The organism is Rhizobium sp. ARZ01 (genome assembly GCF_014851675.1).
Classification (GTDB): domain Bacteria; phylum Pseudomonadota; class Alphaproteobacteria; order Rhizobiales; family Rhizobiaceae; genus Mycoplana.
Genome location: NZ_JACVAE010000001.1, coordinates 2,895,235 through 2,913,311 on the forward strand (window position 1 = coordinate 2,895,235; position 18,077 = coordinate 2,913,311).

14 protein-coding genes are annotated in these 18,077 nt (G+C 63.2%); 1 reads left to right on the forward strand and 13 read right to left on the reverse strand.

The window, feature by feature from the left end; genetic code table 11:
- The 3 genes from IB238_RS13680 to IB238_RS13690 form a co-directional block, all read right to left on the reverse strand.
- On the reverse strand, window positions 1-846 hold the full coding sequence (locus IB238_RS13680) for a carbohydrate ABC transporter permease (RefSeq protein WP_192247068.1): 846 nt from the start codon (window positions 844-846) through the stop codon (window positions 1-3).
- Window positions 846-1,730: a sugar ABC transporter permease gene (locus IB238_RS13685; protein ID WP_192247070.1), complete on the reverse strand. Its 885-nt coding sequence runs from the start codon at window positions 1,728-1,730 to the stop codon at window positions 846-848. Before IB238_RS13685 ends, IB238_RS13680 begins: the two co-directional genes overlap by 1 nt.
- Window positions 1,731-1,907: 177 nt before the next feature.
- On the reverse strand, window positions 1,908-3,146 hold the full coding sequence (locus IB238_RS13690; RefSeq protein WP_192247072.1) for an extracellular solute-binding protein: 1,239 nt from the start codon (window positions 3,144-3,146) through the stop codon (window positions 1,908-1,910).
- Between the two features lie 211 nt (window positions 3,147-3,357).
- Here IB238_RS13690 and IB238_RS13695 point away from each other — a divergent pair, with 211 nt between their 5' ends.
- On the forward strand, window positions 3,358-4,584 hold the full coding sequence (locus IB238_RS13695; protein ID WP_192247074.1) for an ROK family transcriptional regulator: 1,227 nt from the start codon (window positions 3,358-3,360) through the stop codon (window positions 4,582-4,584).
- Between the two features lie 42 nt (window positions 4,585-4,626).
- Here the strand turns inward: IB238_RS13695 and IB238_RS13700 are convergent, their stop codons facing one another.
- From IB238_RS13700 to IB238_RS13745, 10 genes are all read right to left on the reverse strand, one after another.
- A complete protein-coding gene (locus tag IB238_RS13700; RefSeq protein WP_210333579.1) occupies window positions 4,627-6,639 on the reverse strand; it encodes a beta-galactosidase in 2,013 nt (670 codons plus the stop codon).
- 114 nt (window positions 6,640-6,753) lie between these two features.
- Entirely contained in the window at window positions 6,754-7,788 is a 1,035-nt protein-coding gene (locus IB238_RS13705; RefSeq protein WP_192247076.1) for a LacI family DNA-binding transcriptional regulator, read from the reverse strand.
- A 22-nt stretch (window positions 7,789-7,810) separates the two neighbouring features.
- Entirely contained in the window at window positions 7,811-10,843 is a 3,033-nt protein-coding gene (locus IB238_RS13710) for an aminotransferase class III-fold pyridoxal phosphate-dependent enzyme (RefSeq protein ID WP_192247078.1), read from the reverse strand.
- 16 nt (window positions 10,844-10,859) lie between these two features.
- Window positions 10,860-11,579, reverse strand: a complete 720-nt coding sequence (locus IB238_RS13715) for an SDR family oxidoreductase (RefSeq protein WP_192247081.1) — start codon at window positions 11,577-11,579, stop codon at window positions 10,860-10,862.
- Entirely contained in the window at window positions 11,560-13,215 is a 1,656-nt protein-coding gene (locus tag IB238_RS13720) for an amino acid ABC transporter permease (protein WP_192247083.1), read from the reverse strand. The genes IB238_RS13715 and IB238_RS13720 overlap by 20 nt, the downstream gene beginning before the upstream one ends.
- Window positions 13,216-13,286: 71 nt before the next feature.
- Entirely contained in the window at window positions 13,287-14,033 is a 747-nt protein-coding gene (locus tag IB238_RS13725) for a transporter substrate-binding domain-containing protein (RefSeq protein ID WP_192247084.1), read from the reverse strand.
- Window positions 14,034-14,275: 242 nt separating this feature from the next.
- On the reverse strand, window positions 14,276-14,731 hold the full coding sequence (locus IB238_RS13730) for a DUF411 domain-containing protein (RefSeq protein WP_192247086.1): 456 nt from the start codon (window positions 14,729-14,731) through the stop codon (window positions 14,276-14,278).
- 137 nt (window positions 14,732-14,868) lie between these two features.
- On the reverse strand, window positions 14,869-15,204 hold the full coding sequence (locus tag IB238_RS13735) for a hypothetical protein (RefSeq protein ID WP_246723546.1): 336 nt from the start codon (window positions 15,202-15,204) through the stop codon (window positions 14,869-14,871).
- A gap of 182 nt (window positions 15,205-15,386) precedes the next feature.
- Window positions 15,387-15,839 (reverse strand): YqaA family protein, encoded by a 453-nt coding sequence (locus IB238_RS13740; protein ID WP_192247088.1) that lies wholly within the window; start codon window positions 15,837-15,839, stop codon window positions 15,387-15,389.
- Window positions 15,840-15,974: 135 nt separating this feature from the next.
- On the reverse strand, window positions 15,975-18,035 hold the full coding sequence (locus tag IB238_RS13745) for a TRAP transporter permease (protein WP_192247090.1): 2,061 nt from the start codon (window positions 18,033-18,035) through the stop codon (window positions 15,975-15,977).
- Window positions 18,036-18,077 lie beyond the last annotated feature (42 nt).

The window sequence follows — 18,077 nt, forward strand, 5'->3', positions numbered from 1 at the left end:
TCATCCCTTGACGCCGCCGCTGGTCAGCCCGGAAATCAGGGCCCGTTGCATGAGAAAGCCGATCAGCACCGGTGGCAGGGCGGCGAGCACACCGGCAGTCGCGATCAGTCCGTAGTCGGAGACACGGCCGCCGGCGAGATCGGCAATGGCGACCGTGAGGGTTTTGGCGCGCTGGTCGGAGGTGAACAGCAGCGCGTAGAAGAACTCGTCCCAGGCAAGCAGGAAGGCAAACAGCGCCGACGTCGCCATGACAGGTGCTGCGAGCGGCAGCATGATGATGCGAAGCGTCTCCCACAAGCCGGCACCGTCGATCATCGCCGCGGCCTCGATCTCGCGCGGGATCGTGTCGAAGCCGGATTTCATCAGCCATGTCGTAAACGGCGCGAGGATCGTCAGATAGACCAGCGCCAGCCCGAAGACATTGTTCAGCATGCCGAAGTAGGCGAGGCCCATGTACAGGGGAACGGCGAGCGCTACCGGCGGCAGCATGTAGGTGGCGATCACCAGCGACAGCGACCATCCGATCCGCGGCGTGCGGGACACGGCCCAGCCGGCGGGAATGGCAAGCGCGATTGCCGCAACGGTCGCCATGCCCGAAACCATCAGGCTGTTGCGGAGCGACGCGGTAAATGCGGCACCGGCGCTGTTCGGCACGGTCGACAGCAGCAACTGGTAGCGTGAGAAATCGGCCGTCTGCGGCCACCAGCGCAGCGGCTTGGCGGAAAGATCGGCGGCCGGCGAGATGCTCATCACGAACAGCCAGGCGAGCGGCGCGAGGATGACTGCGGCCAGCAGTAGAGCCGCCAGATGGATGAAGATGGAAAAGGCGAGGCTCTTGCGCTCCATCAGGCAGCCCTCCCCGCCGTCCTGCGTACCAGCGCGGCATAGGCGAGCGCCAACACCGTGACGATCAGCGTGACGATCAGCGCCAGCGACGCCCCCGAGCCGGCGCGCTGGAACGAGAATGCCTCCTGGTAGACGAGGATGGAAAGCGTACGCGTGCTGTTGGCCGGACCGCCGCGCGTCATCACCCAGATGATGTCGAACACCTTGAAGGCCTCGATCGTGCGCAACACCAGCGCCACCATCAGGGGACCGGCGAGATAGGGCAGGATGACGAAGCGGAAGCGGGAAAACGGACCGGCGCCATCGACGAGCGAGGCGGCGGTGATGTCGCGTGGCACAGCTTGCAGGGCGGCAAGTGCGATCAATGCGACCAGCGGAAAGTTCTTCCAGCAATCAGCGACAATCAGCGCCGTCAGAGCCGAGCCCGGCTCGCCAAGCCACGAGCGATAGCTGTCGAGCAGGCCGATCTGCGTCAGCGCCGCGTTCAATGCGCCGTATTCGGGGTTGTAGATCAGCCTCCTCAGCGTTGCGTTGACAACGGTCGGCAGCGCCCAAGGCAAAATCATCAGGGCCCGAAGTGCCGCGCGGCCGCGAAACTCCTGGTTCAGCAGCAGCGCTGCGAGCACGCCGAGCACCATTTCGGCGGCGACCGAGATGATGGCGAACCACGTGGTCGTCACCAGGGTGCGCTGGAAGTTCGAGCTCGACAGCATCTTCGTGTAGTTGTCGAGGCCGACGAAATTGCCGGCGGTGCCGACGAGCTTGGCGTCGGTGAAGGACAGCCCGACCGTATCGACGAGCGGCCAGCCGATCACAGCGATCATGACCACAAGCAGCGGCGCCAGAAGCAGCCATGCTCGGGTCGTCATCCAGGTGCCGGACATCGGGCAAGCCTTCCCAGTCGTCAATGCGGCCTGTAGCGGTCCGTCGGACCAGTTTGGTTCCGAAAGAGAATCACGGTTGGCGCGGTCTTGTCAAAACTCGGTCCATCCGCCTGAGGCGAGGTACCCACTGTGAGAACGGGCGGCGACGACCGCCGCCCGCGTTTGATCTGCCTTGTCTCAAAGCCCGCTGTTGTCGGCAGCCGACTTCAACGCGTCCTCGGCGGAAGCCTGCCCCAGCAGCGCCTCCTGGATCGCCTGCTGCAGGGCGGTCGAGAGCTCCTGGTACTTCGGCGTCGTCGGGCGCGGATACATGGCGGCAAGGCCGAGCTTGGCAGCGCCGATCAGCTCTTCCTGACCCTTGGTCACGGTCGGATCCTCATAGGATGAGGCCCAGATCGGCAGGCTGAGCTTGGCATACTGGTTCTGCGTGTCCTGCGAGGTCATGTGGACGATGTACTTCCAAGCCTCGTCCGGATGCTTGCTGACGCTGGTAACGCCGAGACCCATCGAGCCGTTCACGGCCGACACCTCGCTTTTGCCGGAAACGCCCGGGGCGGGAACGACGCCGACCTTGCCGGTAACCTTGCTGTCCGCGCCGCTGTTGGCGAGGTTGTACATGTAGGTCCAGTTCAGCGCGAAGGCGGCTTCGCCGTTTTCAAAGACCTTGCGCACGTCCTCTTCCAGGAATTCCTTGGAGTTCGGGTTGGTGAGGCCCGAATTGTAGCTAGTCACCATGTAGTTCAGCGCGTCCAGACCGCCGCCGCTCTGGAAGGCCGGCTTGCCGTCATTCAGGAAGTCGCCGCCATAGGCGCTGACGAGCGTGGTGTAGTCGCAGATCGCGGCTTCCGCCTGTGACCAGCTCCAGGCGATCGGCGTTTGCAGAATGCCCTTGTCCTTGATGATCTTCGCCTGCTCGGCCAGTTCATCCCAGGTCTTCGGCGGCGCCGTGATGCCTGCCTTCTCCAGGATCTCCTTGTTGTAGAACAGGTACTTGGTGTCGAGGATCCAGGGCATGCCGTAGGACTTGCCGTCATACTGGACGGTCGTCCAGGCGCCCGGAAGCACGCCCTTCTTCATATCGTCGGTGATACGGGAGGAAACGTCGACAAGAACGTTGTTGGCCGCGTATTCCGCCGGCCAGATCACGTCGAACAGCACAACATCGTAGCCGCCACCCGAACCCTGCGCCAGCACGGTTTTGTCGTGCAGGCCTTCGTAGGGGACGAACTCAAGATTGACCTTGATGTCCGGATTGGCCTTGGTAAAGGCCTCGGTCATGGCGCGCACGTCCGCCTCGCTATAGGCGGCCTGCGCCATGAATAGCGCGTTCAGCGTGGTTTCTGCCAGCGCATGATGGGCGAAGGAGGCGCTCAGCAGCGCCGCCCCGATAAGGGCCTTGGTGATGGAATTCGACATGTCTAGCCTCCTAGTTTCGATCGCGATCAGCATGGTGGCGCCGTGATGACGGCAGCACCGACGGCACCCCGAATTGCGGTGCCGAATCCTACGGTCAATTTCGCCGGATCCACCGGCCATGTTCCCTGGAGTTCTTTCGACCCCTCATTAAGTCAAATGCCTTGACTTAAATCTTTCCCAGTCTTTTATTCCTGTCAAGAGGAATTGCGCGATGACCGATCCCCGTCCGATCCGTGCCATGAGCGGCACCAACCACGAAGGTACGAGTGCCCATAACCGGCGCGTGATGATCGATGCGCTGCGGGTCAACGGCGCGCTTTCCCGGGCGGACCTTTCCCGCGCGACTAGGCTGACAAAGCAGACGGTCTCCAACATCATCGAGGAACTGGAACGCGACGGACTGGTGGTGCCGAAGGAGACCGTTCGCAAGGGCCGCGGACAACCCTCGACGCCCTACGCGCTGGTGGCGGGAGGAGCGTTCGCGATCGGGCTACAGATCGATCGGCATGTGACGCGGGCGGTTGCGGTCGATCTGGTTGGCACGGTGCTGACCAGGGCAGAAACAGACCTGCCGCCAAACGGTCCGGCCAGCGGCGCAAAAGTGGTGCTCGACTTGATCGCGAAGGTCCGCGACGACCTTTCGCAGATCGCCGCGGAATCGGAAAAACGCCTTGTCGGCCTCGGCGTCGCCATGCCCGGCCCCTTCGGCATCGATGGCGCCGACAACGACCAGTGGATGATGCAGGCCTGGCAGAAGTTCCCGCTCCTGAAAACGCTTGCCGACGGTACCGGACTCAATGTCGGCTTGCAAAACGACGCCGCCGCCTGTGCCACGGCGGAACGCATTGTGGGTGCGGCCCATGGTCTCGACCACGCCGTCTGCCTCTATCTCGGTTATGGTATCGGTGCGGGCCTGATCCTCAACTCGGAACTCTACAGCGGCGCGAACGGAAATGCCGGCGAGATCGGCATGGCCCTGCTCTCGCCCGCCGGGCCGAAGCGGACCGCGCTCGAGCACCGTGCCTCGCTTGCCTCGCTCTACCAGCACCTCGATATCAGCCCCGCTTCGCATGGCGTCTACGACAAGATTGCTCAGCTCGCCGCAGCCGACGATCCGCGCATCATGGAATGGATCGCGCTTGCCGCAGCCGACTTGCGCTGGGGCGTGCATCTGATCGAGACGATCTTCGACCCGCAGACCATCATCTTGTGCGGCGGTGCGCCTGAACCGCTTGCCCGCCGACTGCTGGCGGCCATCGAACCCTTGCCGCCATCCGTCGCGGACCGGCCCGGACGCCCCCTGCCCCGCCTTCAGCTCGGCATGACGGATCCATGGTCGGTCGCACTCGGCGCCGCCGCCGAACCGATCGGCCGCGCCTTCGACCCAAGATTTTCGGCCATCATGAAAGATGCGCGTAGCGAGGATGCGGTCGCCTGACGGCACGGTGAGGTGGGTCACGCCGCCAACCGGCCAGTCCTGTCACTCCGTCCAGATCGCCACGTCGACAGGGTCGAGCTCTCTTCCGCCGACGAGAAAAGTAGCGTCCGACGCCGCCGGCACGCTCGCGGTCGCGCTGCCGTAGTTGAACGCGAAATTTAGCTTGCCACGCCGGGCGATCCGCAAGTCTCCGAGGTCCGGCAAAGTTTCGACACCGGCCCAGGTCAGCGTGTCGCCGATGAGTTTCAGCAAGAAATCGCCTTGCGCCAGCGTCGCCAGATATCGCGCCTTGTCGTTGCCGACCATCGCCGGCGACCCGGTGCGATAGTCGCCCTCGAAGGTCGCAAGCACCTTTTCGCCTGTCCGGACGGTCTCGCGCCAAGCGCCGGCCCGGTGACTGGTATTGCCATAGAGAACGGTCTCGCGATGGAAATCGGGCAGCGACTCGACGCGCGTCACGCACAGATCGAGAAGTTCGGCCAGCGGCCCCGGAGGCAGGCCTTCGGGGATGTGCATGTCGCGCGTCTTGCTGCCGCTCCTCGGGCCGAACATGGCCTTGGCGCCCGACGCTGCGAGCCGGGTCACGAAGGCAGGATCGGCAATGACCAGATCGGGCGCAAGCACCAGCTTGTATCCGTTGAGATCGGAATGCTGGCCGATAAAGTCGACGTCCACGCCGAGACGCGAAACCGCGCAATACCAGTCGAGTGCGATCGCGGACGCCAGATAGCCCCTCCCCTGCGGCAGCGCGCGCGTCGCAAAGCGGGATTCATAGTCGAGCACGATGGCAACTTGCGCCCTGCCCCTGAGCTCCCCCTTCGGCAGACGCTTCATTTCCGCCGCGACCTGCGCCACTTCGAGATAGCCCTGATCCTCCGCGCTGTTGGGCAGCAGCAAGCCGGCGTGGAACTGCTCCTGCGCGAACGGCGCCTGCCGCCAACGGAAGTAGGAGACCATGTCGACGCCGTGCGCATAGGCGAGCCAGGTCCATAGCCGCACCATGCCGTCCGCCGGCGATTGGTTGTGCGTCGCCCAGTTGACCGGGCCCGGCTGCTGCTCCATCACCCAGACCCGACCCCGGCCAACGGCCCGGTAGAGGTCATGGTGGAAGGCCGTCTGGTCCGGGTCTCCGACGCGAAGATAGCGGGCCTTGTCCTCTGCGCTGAGACGGCCATTGATCAACCCACCCATCGGATAGACGTCCCACGAGGCGATATCGATGTCGTCGCCGACCTTGTAGTGATCGAAGTCAGTGTTTTGGTTCATGAAGTTGTGCGTCACCGGGCGGCCCGGGGCATGCCGGCGGATGATGTCGACCTGGGCCTTATTGAAGCTCACCACCTGGTCAGAGGAAAAGCGCATGAAATCGACGAGATGGGTCGGGCTCGGCTCCTCGACGAGATTGTAAGGCAGGTCCACTTCCCCGAAGCTATTGTAGTGCATCGCCCAGAACGACGTGCCCCAGGCGCGATTGAGTTCCTCGACGGTGCCGTAGCGGGCTGCAAGCCATTCCCGGAAGGCGCGCTGCGCCTCGTCAGAGTAGCTGTAGATCGTGTCGTGATCGCCATACTCGTTGTCCGTCTGCCAGACGTGGACGAACGGATTGTTGCCGTAGCGCCCGGCCATCGCCTCGACGATGCGGGCGGACTCGACACGATAACGGCGGCTCGAAAAGCAGTAGTGCCGACGTGCGCCGAACTTCCGCACCACGCCCTTCGCATCGACCGGCAGGATATCGGGGTGGCGATCCACCAGCCATTTCGGCGGCGCCGCCGTCGGCGTTCCCAAAATGACTTTCAAGCCTGCAAGGCCTAGCACCTCGATCGCCTCGTCCATCCATTCCCAGTGGAATTCGCCCGGGCGCGGTTCGATATGGGCCCAGGCGAATTCGCCGATGCGCACCCATGCGAGCCCCAGTTCGACCATCCGGCGCGCGTCCTCCTCCCACTTTGCCCGCGGCCACTGCTCCGGGTAGTAGCAGACGCCAAGCTCCAGCATGTCGGCGGCCTGCTCGTCGGCATTGAAGTGGTTCGGCTTGGTCAGGGGCATGTGCAAGATCTCGTCCTTCATCATTCTCTTGGCCGGTTCCAGCCGGCACATCTGGGCTCTCGCCGCAGATATAAACGTTTATATCCTCTCTCGCCGAAAACAGTGGCGAGCGGTTTCAGTTCAGCGTTCCGGGTTGAGCCGATCGTCGCAGCGCTCGACGAGGTTCGGCATGAGCAATGTCTGCAGGGCCTCCGGCGCCTCGCCCTCCATCCGACGCAGGATATAGGCGCCGAGCAGCGCGCTAGACTCGGTAATCGGCAGGTAGAAAGTGGTGATCGGCGGCGCGAAGTACTGGCTGACGTTGAGGTCGTCCGTGGCGTTGACGACCGCATCGCGCCCATGCACGAGACCGCGCTCGTGGAAGCCTGAAAGGGCGCCAAGGGCGCTGGCTTCGTTGGCGCAGATATAGGCCGTCGGCGGATCTGCGAACCGCGACATTTCGAGCACGATTTCGCGCCCATAGGCCGGCGTCAGGCTGCCATTGGCGACGAGCGCCGGATCGTAGGACAGCCCCGCGGTCTCCAGTACACGCCTGTAGCTATAGAGGCGGGTGATCCCATACGTCAGTTCCGCGGACGGGTTGAGCAGCGCAATGCGCCGATGGCCGCGCTCGACAAGGCGAGCCATCGACACACGGATAACCTGCTCGTTATCAGTATCCACATAGGCGTGGGGCGCGTTGTGAATGCTCGTGCCATAGGTAACGAAAGGAAAATCGGCTTCCTGCATCGTGCGGATGCGCGGGTCGTCGGGGCGAGTGCCGGTAATGATGATGCCGTCGGCCTTCTTCAGCGACACGATCTGCTCGACAACGGCCTGGCTCTCCTCGAAATTCCTGACTGCATAGAGCGACACCCGATAAGGGCTGTCTTCCAAAGCCCAGGAAATGCCGCTGAGCAGTTGGGCGTACTCGACGCCCTCCCATTCGTTTTCCTTCGGCCCCGGCGCAGTCATGATGGCGGCGACCTGGTAGGTCTTGCCCGTGCGCAACTGGACCCCGTGCACGTTGAGTTGATAGCCGATCCGTTCCGCCGCAGCCATCACGACAGCGCGCGTTTCCAGCCGCACCTGCGGGGACTGGTTCAACGCCTTGGAAACGGTGGCGATCGACAGCCCGGTTTCCTGCGCAATAGTCTTGATCGTCGGCCTTTGCATGGCGTTTCGGCTCATCGTCTCGTTAGTAACTCAGGCTGGAGAGCGTGTCGCCCAGCGCATTCAGGAAGTAGTCGCAGTCTTCAGTGCTAAACGGTGCCGGCGGCTTGACCTTGAGGACATTGTGATGGGGGCCCTCGCTGCTGAGCAAGATGCGATGCTTGTGCTTCATCTCCGCAATCACATGGTCGAGTTCCTGCGCCGCCGGTTCCAGTGTTTGCCGGTCCCGTACCAGTTCGATTCCGTTGAAGAGGCCGTGGCCGCGAACGTCGCCGATGATCGCATGGCGGGTGGCGAGTTCCCGGGCGCCGTCCATCAGCCGGTCGCCGACAACGCGGCAATGGTGCATCAGCCGCTCGTCGCGGATCACGTCGAGTACCGCAAGGCCGATCTCGGCCGAGACGGGGTTGCCGCCGAAGGTGTTGAAGTATTCCATGCCGTTGGCAAAGGAGGCGGCGATCGCCTCGGTGGTGACGACCGCGGCCATCGGGTGGCCGTTGCCGATCGGCTTGCCCATGGTGACGATATCAGGCACCACCCCTTGCATTTCGTGCGCCCACATATGGCTGCCGACACGGCCGAAGCCGACCTGCACCTCGTCTGCCAGGCACAGCCCGCCGGCGGCGCGCACATGCGCATAGGCTTCCTTCAGATAATCAGCAGGAAGCGTCAGCTGTCCGCCGGTTCCGAGGATGCCCTCGCTGAAGAACAGCGCCGGCCGGCGGCCGGCGGCTGCCAGTTCCCGAACTTGATTGAGCACGTCCTCGGCGTATTTGCGCCCCGCATCTTCATCGCCGTAACGGAAACGACCGCGATAGAGATCGGGCATCTCGGCCATGCGCACATGCGCAGGCCGGCCCTCGCCGCCCTTGCCGGCGAACTTGTAGGGGCTGACTTCGATCAGGCTCGACAGGTGTCCGTGATAAGCGTGGTCGACCGTGATGATATCGCGGTTGCCGGTGTAGGCGCGCGCCAGGCGAAGCGCCAGGTCGTTGGCCTCGCTGCCGGAGTTGACGAAGAAGCAGACATTGAGCGGATCGGGGAAGAGAGCGGCCAGCCGCCTGGAGTACTCGACCAGCGAGTCGTGCAGGTAGCGCGAATTGGTGTTGAGCCTGCCCATCTGGGCCTGCGCCGCCTTGACGACACGCGGGTGACAATGGCCGACGTGGCAGACGTTGTTGACCATGTCGAGCCAGCGCGTGCCCTCTTCATCGATCAGGTGCGCCCCCTCGCCGCTGACGATCTTCAACGGTGAGGCAGAATAGGCGATGCTCAGCGAGCGGCCGATCCGCCGATGGCGTTCGCGGACAAGAAAGTCCTTGTCGCGCGCGACGATGACAGAGGCGGGCACGGAAAAGCCGAAGATGACGCTCGGATCAGGGCTGACCTCGCGCCAGACCTGCCAGTGACTGCGCACGCCGACGCCATGCATGCGTCCGCAGAGCCCGAGATGATCCGTGACGATCTGGAAATGCAGGTGCGGCGCCCAGTTGCCATTCTCCGAGGCTGCTCCAAAGGCGCAGAACGCCTCGCCCTTGGCAATCGGCTGCCCGATGGAGAGTATTGCAACGCTGTCCCGGGAAAGGTGGCCGTAGAGCGTCCAGAAGACGTCGCCCTCGTCCGTCCGGTGCTCGAGAAGGACGGTCGGACCGAAGCCGAAATCGACCGCGTCGTCGTGGATGAACGCGACCTTTCCATCAAACGGCGCATGCACGGGCTCCAGCGCCGGGGCGAAGATGTCGACGCCGAGGTGCACGGTGCGCCGCGCACCGGCCGACGCGGTTTCAAAGGCATCGCCCTTGTAGATGACGCGGTCTTCGCCGTAGAGGCCGATGGCGAAGGCGGCCCCCTCTTCGCGAACGCGCTTGTCAATCAAGTTCTCGGCCGCGACAGCGTCGAGCTTGGCCCACCCCCGCGCGTCCGGTCCGTTCTCGGTGAGGTCCAGCGCAAGCACCTTCGGCTTTGCCACCTCTGGCCGGATGATCGGGGAAAATGTGTGTGCGTGTCGTTCCAGCCAGCGTTCGACGCGAGCGGCGTGCGGGATGGGGGAAAAGCCACAGGCGTCACGAATCCGGGCGACGGCAATCGACCGGTTTTCCCGCTGCAATCGCAGCAGTTCGCGCCACACATCTTCCTGGCTGACCAGGAGGTAGGTGTTTTCCGGATTGTCGCGGATCTGCTTGGCGGCCATGCACATGCTGACCGCGTAGCGCGTGCGGACGAGGTCGAAGATGACCTCTGCCTCGGCCTCGTTGATCGGGTTCACCGCGTGGTAGGCGGCCGCGAGGCGGCAAAGCGTGTCGACCGGATCCGCAGTCCCGATCAGCGCATAAGCGCCGGCGACGGCGATCTCGATCACCCGCCATGTCTCGACCATGTCGCCGAAATCGAGCAGACCGCTAACACGCCCCGCGGCATCGAGCAGCACGTTGTAGTCGTTGGCGTCATTGTGGATGACCTGTCGGGGGCAGGTTTCGAGGCGCGGCAGCACGCTCTCGACGAAATGCGCGAGTATGGAGCGGACGGCCTGGCGCTTGTCATCGTCCTCGATGAGATCGACATTTTCCAGATGCATGCCGGCACGTCCGATATCCCAGGCGTAGTGGCGGACCGCACCGGCATGACTGAAGCTCTCAAGGCTCCTGTCCAGCTCACCGAGCAAGCGACCGAGCGTTGCCACGCTCTCATCAACGCGCGCAGCCGAGCGCGACCAGACCTCACCGGGCAGCCAGGTCAACAGGCGCGCAATGCGCTCCCCGCGCACGCGCGCCGTCGTGATCGCGGCACCGTTCACACCCGGCAGCGCACGCGAGATCGGCAGATCCGGCGCGACATTCGCTAGGTGGTCGAGGACGGCCATTTGCATTGCCAGATCGAGCGGTGCGCCCGGCGCATGAAGCTTGAGCAGAAACGTAGCGCCGTCGGTCCTGCGGATACGATAGTTGAGGTCGTGTTCGCCTGGAAGGGCCGACACCTCGCCCGCCATGGCATAGCTGTCGCGCAGGAGCGCGCCGATCGCCTCGAATTCATGGCCGGCTTCACTTCTTGCGTCCGTCATTTCAGTACCGACTCCATTACCAGCTTACGTGGCGCCCGTCATAAGCGCGAAACGTTCCGCTAGCGGCCATGTCCGTCCGATCGATGATCGCTATCAGGCCAGCTGCGCTGTCCGTAGCATCGACGCACGCCCCTTCGCCACCCATGTCGGTCTGCACCCAGCCCGGATGCAGCGATATGACCGCAATTCCGTCCGCGCGCAGATCCTGCGCAAGCTTCACCGTCGCCATGTTCAATGCCGCCTTCGAGCAGCGATAGGCATAGTCGCCGTCCTCGTCATCGATCGTGCCTTCGGCGAGCGAGCCGGCGCGGCTGCTGACATTGGCGATGATGCCGCGTCCACTAGCGGCCAGATTGGCGCGCAGTTCGCGGGCAATCAGCAGCGGCGCAAGCGCGTTTACCCGCATCACCGCAAGGAAATCCTCGGTGTCCAACGACGGCAGTCCGCCGGTATCGCCGCGAATTGCCGCGTTGTTGATCAGCACGTCGATCGCAAGGCCATCCAACTTCCGCCCCAGCGCGGCAATCGACGCCGGATCGGATACGTCGAGCTGCTCGTAGACGATGGAGTCAGTCGGCGCTGGTGGCGCCGATCGAACGCAGGCGATCACGCTCCAGCCTTCTCGTGCATAAACATCGACGAGCGCGCGACCGAGCCCCCTTGAGGCGCCGGTGACAAGGACTGTCCGGCGGCCGGACGTACCGCCACGTCTTGGTTCAGCGGTGCTTGATGTCATATTTCTTCTCGATGAGGCTGATGAGGCTTGCCGCTGCCAGCGTCAGCAGGATGTAGAGGATCGCCGCCGAATTGTACGGCGCAAACGGCAGGAAGCTCGCCGACTGGAACTCGCGCATTCGCTGCGTGATATCGCGAATGGAAAGGATCGACAGCAGCGATGTGTCCTTCAATATCGCAATCAGCTCGTTGCCAAGCGGCGGGATGACGATGCGGAAGGCCTGCGGCAGGATGATGAGGCGGGCCGTCTGCCAGCGGTTCAGCCCGATGCTGGCCGCAGCCTCGATCTGGCCGACCGGGATCGCATTTATGCCCGACCGAAAGATCTCGGCGAGATAGGCGGAATAGGCCAACGCCATGGCGACGATGCCGCGCATCAGGTTCGGCGGATCGAAGATGCCTTGGGTTGCGTCCTTCAGTGCGCCGCTGAGGGGCAGGCCGACATAGAGCACGATGACCAGCATCGGGATGCCGCGGATCGTGTCGACGATGAATTCCGATCCGACCGAGAGCGGATGACGCCGGTGAAGGAAGCCGCCGAATGTCAAAAGGCCGGTGATGATGGCGAGAACCACAAGGGTGATGCCAGCGGCGCGATCGCCGTTGTTGAGCGCCTCGACACGCCACAGCACCGGCCATTCCGCCGGAACCGTCGCGGCGGGCAGCAGCGCGCCACTGACGTCCTCTTTCTTCGCCACGGCGGCAATCGCTTCCGCGGGACCGACGAAGGTGCGCACTGGCGTTTCGGTCTGCGGGGCGCCTTCGTACTGGCCGAAACGAACGGCACCGATCAGCCCCGACGGCGTGCCGGTGACGATGCCGATCTTGCCGTTGAGCGTGCCGGCCAGCACATAGGCGTCACGCGGCTGCAGCAGGAACCATGCCGAGAGGCCGGCAAGGATCGCCGTCATCGCCGCAAAGGACAGCAGCCCCCGCCGCGTATAGCGCAGTTTTAACAGTCCGACCCAAACGAGCCCGAGGATGGCCGCAAGTATATAGGCTGCTATCGCGGCGCGAATGGTCGTGGCGAGGCCCGATGCGAAAGCGATGTGGGCAAAGAGAAAGATGAAGACGAGCCCGGCCCCATTGACCAGGCCCAGCGTCCATGCACCGGCTTTCCGCACTGCATTTTCAGGTGTAGCCGATGACCGCGAACCGACAAAAAGAAGGCCCAGCCCCAGAACAAGGAACACCGCGTAGACCGGCCACAACCAGGCCTCGACGCCACGGACCATCGTCTCGGCGGCTTCCGTCAACTGGCGCGGCGTCACCCCCTTGACCACCAGGTTGGACTTGAACGGATCGACGCCGTTGGCAACGACCGAGGACATGAACGCATGGACCGCATCGCCCGTGATGATGAGCACGGTCGCGATCAGGCCGATCAGCGCTGCTGCCGCCGCAAGCCGTGGTCGCATCGCCTTCGCCCGCAACAGGATGGGGGCGGCAAAACCGGACGAAAACGCGATCGCCAGCAGCAGGAACCCCGGCACGAACGCCGACGATCCGGGCTCGACCCCGAGAATGGCGCGGAGGGACCTCTGGTAGTCTGCGGAAGAGGCGAACAGATAGACGATGAAGGGCAGCGCGGCCAGGATCACCAGATTGCTGGGCCTGATGCTTCGAACGAAGGACATTCCGGTCTCCGGGCACGATCAGGAACGTTGGGTCTGGAGCCCGGCCGTGTGCCGGCTCCAGACGGCTGAGCTTACTTGAGGCCCCAGTACTTGTTGATCAGCTGATCGAGGGTACCGTCGTCCTTGATCGCCTTCAGCCCCTCGTTGAAAGCGGCAACGTTTTCGTCGCCCTTGCGGAAGACGAGGCCAAGCGGGTCGGATTCCAGGTCCCTGATGGCGGTCACAAGCTCGCCTGCGAATTCCCGCTCATAGGCGGCGGCATTGGCACCGTTGATCACGACGCCATCGACGTCCTTGTTCTTCAGCGCGATGATCGCGGCGCTGAAGCTGTCATAGGCGACAACGTTTTCCTTGCCGACCACACCTTCGGCGACTTGCGCATCCGTGGTGTTGGCCTGAGCGGAAAGCTTGCGGCCTTGCGCCTTGAACTCATCGAGCGTCAGGCTTTGATCCTCGGCGCGCGTCAGCACGGCCTGGCTGTTGACGATGTACGGATCGGAGAAGTCCATCGCCTTCTTGCGCTCATCGGTGATCGAGACACCGGATGCGACCAGATCGAAGCTGCCCTGATCGAGTGCTGCAAAGATGCCGTCCCAGCCCGTTGTCACGAACTCGGCCTGGCAGTTGATCTTGGCGCAGATCGCATTGACGACGTCGACGTCGAAGCCGACGATCTGGCCCGTTGCCGGATCGACGCTTTCCATCGGCGGCGAAGTCGTATCGGAACCGATCTTGAGCAGCTTGCCCCCGAGATCGGCCGTATGCGCAGCGCTCGCCGCAAACAGGGCAAGGGCAAAAGTGGCAACCAGTCTTTTCATTCTTTCCTCCTCCGTTAGCACATGGCCCGATCGCAAACAGGTCATCCTCAGCCCGCCCGATCGCCTCCAGCCGGGACGACAGTGCTGGCAGCCGCCGCTCCTCTCTCTATCCCCGCCATAAAACGCTAACAGGCAATAAAAACGTTTTCAATAGGGAATAAAAACGTTTTTATTGCGCAATTCAGAGCGAGGCACTACTCCGCGGCGGTGCCTCGCTAACGCAGGCTGCGCCCTTAGTGACGTCAACCTTTCGGCCTGACTTCCTGATAGACCGTGCTCGATCCGTCCTTCGCCACGGCCAGGACATCATAGGTGGCGCGGGGATCGTCGCCCATGCCCAACGACCCTGCCGGCATTCCGGGCACAGCAAGCCCGACGATGGCAGGCCGTTCGGCAAGCAGCCTTGTGACGGACTCGAGAGGAACGTGGCCCTCGAGGTAGTACCCCGCGACGATAGCCGTATGGCAGCCGTGCAGTTGCGCCGGAATTGCGTACCGCTGTTTGATCGCGTCGAGATCATCGACGTTCTCGATCGTCACTGAGTACCCGGCCGCCTTCATCGCCTCCGCCCAGGCCTCGCAACATCCGCAGTTCGGGTCCTTGTAGACCACCATGCTTTCGCGGGCGGCTCGAGCCGACCCCACCAGCAAGAGCGAACCGACTGCGACGGCCGAGCACAAGAACTGTCTTCTTTTCATCTTCATTTCTCCATTCGTATCTGGAGGCATATCATTTGGCTGGTACCCACTTCCGTAGGTCAAGACCCAGTGTCGTAGACACGGCGATGCTCGACACGGCGGCACGGGAGCGCAGCCGACAAACGGTTAGAAACAGATCAGGCCTTGGGCGGATGAGTAGGCGGTTCGACGAGAGCCGACGGACGTTGGATATCCTTCAGCAGGCCATGCAGGACGGGGCGCGCCGTTCGCCGGACAGACCAGGGCACGTCACTTTGGCAGGCCAGCTTGACCGAGAAGCAGACAAGCGCCAGGGGGCAGGAACTGCCGCAGTCGCCCTTTTGTCCCGGCTGCTCGTCCGGGCAGCAGGACATATCATCGTGCCCGGTCATCCCCGGCATGGCATTCTGCTGCATGTCCGCCGGAAGCGTCACTGCTCGTACAGCAGCACTGACGTTCGCCGGGCCGAGCACGATCCCGAGCAGAGCCAGCAACAACAGGAATCGTCGGAGCGCAACTGCGAACATAGTCGCAGAATGACACGCGGCGACATCAGAGGGAAGCCGGTTGCGATCGTTGCGACCGACAGCCGCAAGCACCGAACGTTCAATAATGAAGGCAACGAGCAGCGTAGCTTGAGCCATGCAGATGGGCGGCTTATGTCCGACAAGCCGCGCTAGTATCCGATCGCCGATTGTGCCCCCATTGTTGCGGCGGCGAGAACAACATAGCGTCCCGTCTTGGCAACGCTCACCAGCAACAGGAATGACCACAGCGGCTCACGTAGCGCACCCGCGAGCACGGTCAGCGCGTCGCCGAACAGTGGCATCCATGACAGAAGGAGTGACCAACGCCCGTATCGGCGATACCATCCGCCAGCCCTTTCGAGCGAAGGCTGGCTGACGGGAAACCAGGCGCGACCGCGAAAGCGATCAATGAAACGCCCGAGAAACCAGTTGCAAACCGCGCCGAGAATGTTGCCAAGGCTCGCGACCAGCACGAGGGTGAAAGTGGAAAACTCTCCGGACACCAGCAGGCCGACAAGAAGGGGCTCCGACTGGAGCGGCAGCACGGTCGCAGCGCCAACGGCTGCAAAAAACAGGCCGAAATATGCGCCCAAGCCAATCATCAAGTCTCTTCCGCAGTCAATTTGGCACCCGTTGTCTCATACTTCCAAGATCCGCTGAAGTAGAGCGGCGCGGAACACCTGCGGCAGGCGGGGACAAAAGCGGCCTCCGCCGATGGAGCGGCGGAGGCAAGTCGTTCAGGCTGTGCTCGACGCGGGTGCGCGGCCTGCGAGCGTCTGCCGCAGGGCGATCAGCGCCAGCATTGCCACGCCGATCAGCGTAGAAACAAGCTCCGGCGCGATCATCAGCAGCGCCGCGATCGTAAGCAGCAGGCGCTCGATCCACGACAGCGGGCCGATAAGCCAGTTGGTGATGGCCGCTGACAGCGCGATGATCCCAAGCACCGCCCCGCTGAACGTCAGCAGGAACGCGCCCCAGGTAAAGCCGTGCGTGACCAGCAACAGCGAGGGGGAAAACACGAACATGAACGGCACCAGCGCCTTGCCCATTGACAGCCGGAAAGCGGTGTTGCCCGCCTTGAACGCATTCGCTCCGGCGATCCCCGAGGCCGCATAGGCCGCCATCGCCACCGGTGGCGTCACATCCGCCAGCACGCCGTAGTAGAACACGAAGAAATGCGCCACCAGCGGCTCGACATTCATCATGCCCAGCACCGGCGCGGCTACCGCCACCATGATGATGTAATTCGCCGTGGTTGGGATGCCGCAGCCCATCAGGATGCAGACCACGGCGGTCATGATCAGCGTGAACAGCAGCGCCAGCGTCTGCAGGCTGAACAACTCGAAGGGCAGGAAGGACAGGGTCTCATGCACCGAGCCTGCCCAGCCCTGCGCGATGCTGGTGACCATGAAGGCGATCTTGAAGCCAATGCCGGTCAACGTCACCACGCCGATCACCACCCCCACCAGCGCCGCCGCGGCAGTGACTGAAAGGGAACTCTTGGCGCCCGAGACGAAGCCTTCGAAGATGCCGGCCGCCCATTCCTTCGCGCCGCCGACCGGGCCAGAGGCCCTCACCGTCTGGATCGCATAGACCGCCATGCAGGCGGTGATCGCCCAGAAGGCCGAGAGGAAGGCCGTGCGGCCGGACATCAGCATCCAGACCAGCAGCAGCAGCGGGAACACCGACAGCCAGCCCTCGCGCAACACTTTCCAGGCTTTCGGCAACTCTTCCTGCCGCAAGCCACGAATGCCGAGGCGCTTAGCCTCCAGATGCACCTGCACCAGCACGCCGAAGAAATGCATGAAGGCAGGCACGATGGCAGCGATCAGAATGGTGCGCAGGGGCACGCCCAGATACTCGACCATCAGGAAGGCTACGGCACCCATCACCGGCGGAGTAATCTGGCCGCCGGTGGATGAAGCGGCCTCGACGGCAGCGGCGAAGTGGCGCTTGAAGCCGATCTTGATCATCGCCGGGATGGTCAGCGCGCCCGTCGTCACCGTGTTGGCGATGGACGAGCCGGAGATCGTGCCCAGCAGCGCCGAGGAAATCACCGAGACCTTGGCAGGTCCGCCGGCGAAACGGCCGGTCACCGCCGTGGCCAGGTCGATGAACAGCTGCCCCAGCCCGATTTTCTGCGCCATCACGCCAAACAGCACGAAATGGAATACGTAAGTTGCGATCACGCCCAGCGCAGTGCCGTAGATACCCTGCGAGGACAGGTAAAGATGGTTGATGATCCCCGACCAGTCAGCGCCGGGATGCACGAATATCCCCGGCATCGCCCGCCCGAACCACGCGTAGCAGATGAACAGGATCGCGATGACGGGCAGCGGCCACCCCATGGACCGGCGAACCGCCTCCAGCAGTGTCACCAGCAGCACCGTCCCCATGACGATATCCAACTGGTTGGGATTGCCGATACGGAACTGCAACTGATCGTAGATCCAGGGCACATATAAGGCGCTGATCGCCCCGCTTATTGCGAAGAGCCAGTCGATGACCGGCAAGCCGAGGATCACAAAACCCGTGGTTCTGGTCCGGCCCCGATTGAAGGCCGCGAAGCTGAGGAAGACCAAAAACAGCGTGACGCCCATATGCAAACCGCGATGGACGGTGGCGCGCGGGATGCCGAATCCGGCGGTATAGAAATGATAGGACGACAGCAGGAACATGATAACCCCCGCCAGTATCGCCACGGGCCGAAGCACCGTACGAAACCGAGACTCGGGATCAAATTCTTCCTCGAGAACCCTCAGTTCCTGCTCTGACAGTTGGCGGGTCTGATCGGTCATGCAATTCCCCCTGAAGCATGTTTATAGGTGGGACGCGGACAT

Excerpts from the sequence above, each read along its gene's own strand:
- IB238_RS13680 (WP_192247068.1), bottom strand. The coding sequence starts at position 846 with ATGGAGCGCAAGAGCCTCGCCTTTTCCATCTTCATCCATCTGGCGGCT.
- IB238_RS13685 (WP_192247070.1), bottom strand. The coding sequence starts at position 1,730 with ATGTCCGGCACCTGGATGACGACCCGAGCATGGCTGCTTCTGGCGCCG.
- IB238_RS13690 (WP_192247072.1), bottom strand. The coding sequence starts at position 3,146 with ATGTCGAATTCCATCACCAAGGCCCTTATCGGGGCGGCGCTGCTGAGC.
- IB238_RS13695 (WP_192247074.1), top strand. The coding sequence starts at position 3,358 with ATGACCGATCCCCGTCCGATCCGTGCCATGAGCGGCACCAACCACGAA.
- IB238_RS13705 (WP_192247076.1), bottom strand. The coding sequence starts at position 7,788 with ATGCAAAGGCCGACGATCAAGACTATTGCGCAGGAAACCGGGCTGTCG.
- IB238_RS13710 (WP_192247078.1), bottom strand. The coding sequence starts at position 10,843 with ATGACGGACGCAAGAAGTGAAGCCGGCCATGAATTCGAGGCGATCGGC.
- IB238_RS13715 (WP_192247081.1), bottom strand. The coding sequence starts at position 11,579 with ATGACATCAAGCACCGCTGAACCAAGACGTGGCGGTACGTCCGGCCGC.
- IB238_RS13720 (WP_192247083.1), bottom strand. The coding sequence starts at position 13,215 with ATGTCCTTCGTTCGAAGCATCAGGCCCAGCAATCTGGTGATCCTGGCC.
- IB238_RS13725 (WP_192247084.1), bottom strand. The coding sequence starts at position 14,033 with ATGAAAAGACTGGTTGCCACTTTTGCCCTTGCCCTGTTTGCGGCGAGC.
- IB238_RS13730 (WP_192247086.1), bottom strand. The coding sequence starts at position 14,731 with ATGAAAAGAAGACAGTTCTTGTGCTCGGCCGTCGCAGTCGGTTCGCTC.
- IB238_RS13740 (WP_192247088.1), bottom strand. The coding sequence starts at position 15,839 with ATGATTGGCTTGGGCGCATATTTCGGCCTGTTTTTTGCAGCCGTTGGC.
- IB238_RS13745 (WP_192247090.1), bottom strand. The coding sequence starts at position 18,035 with ATGACCGATCAGACCCGCCAACTGTCAGAGCAGGAACTGAGGGTTCTC.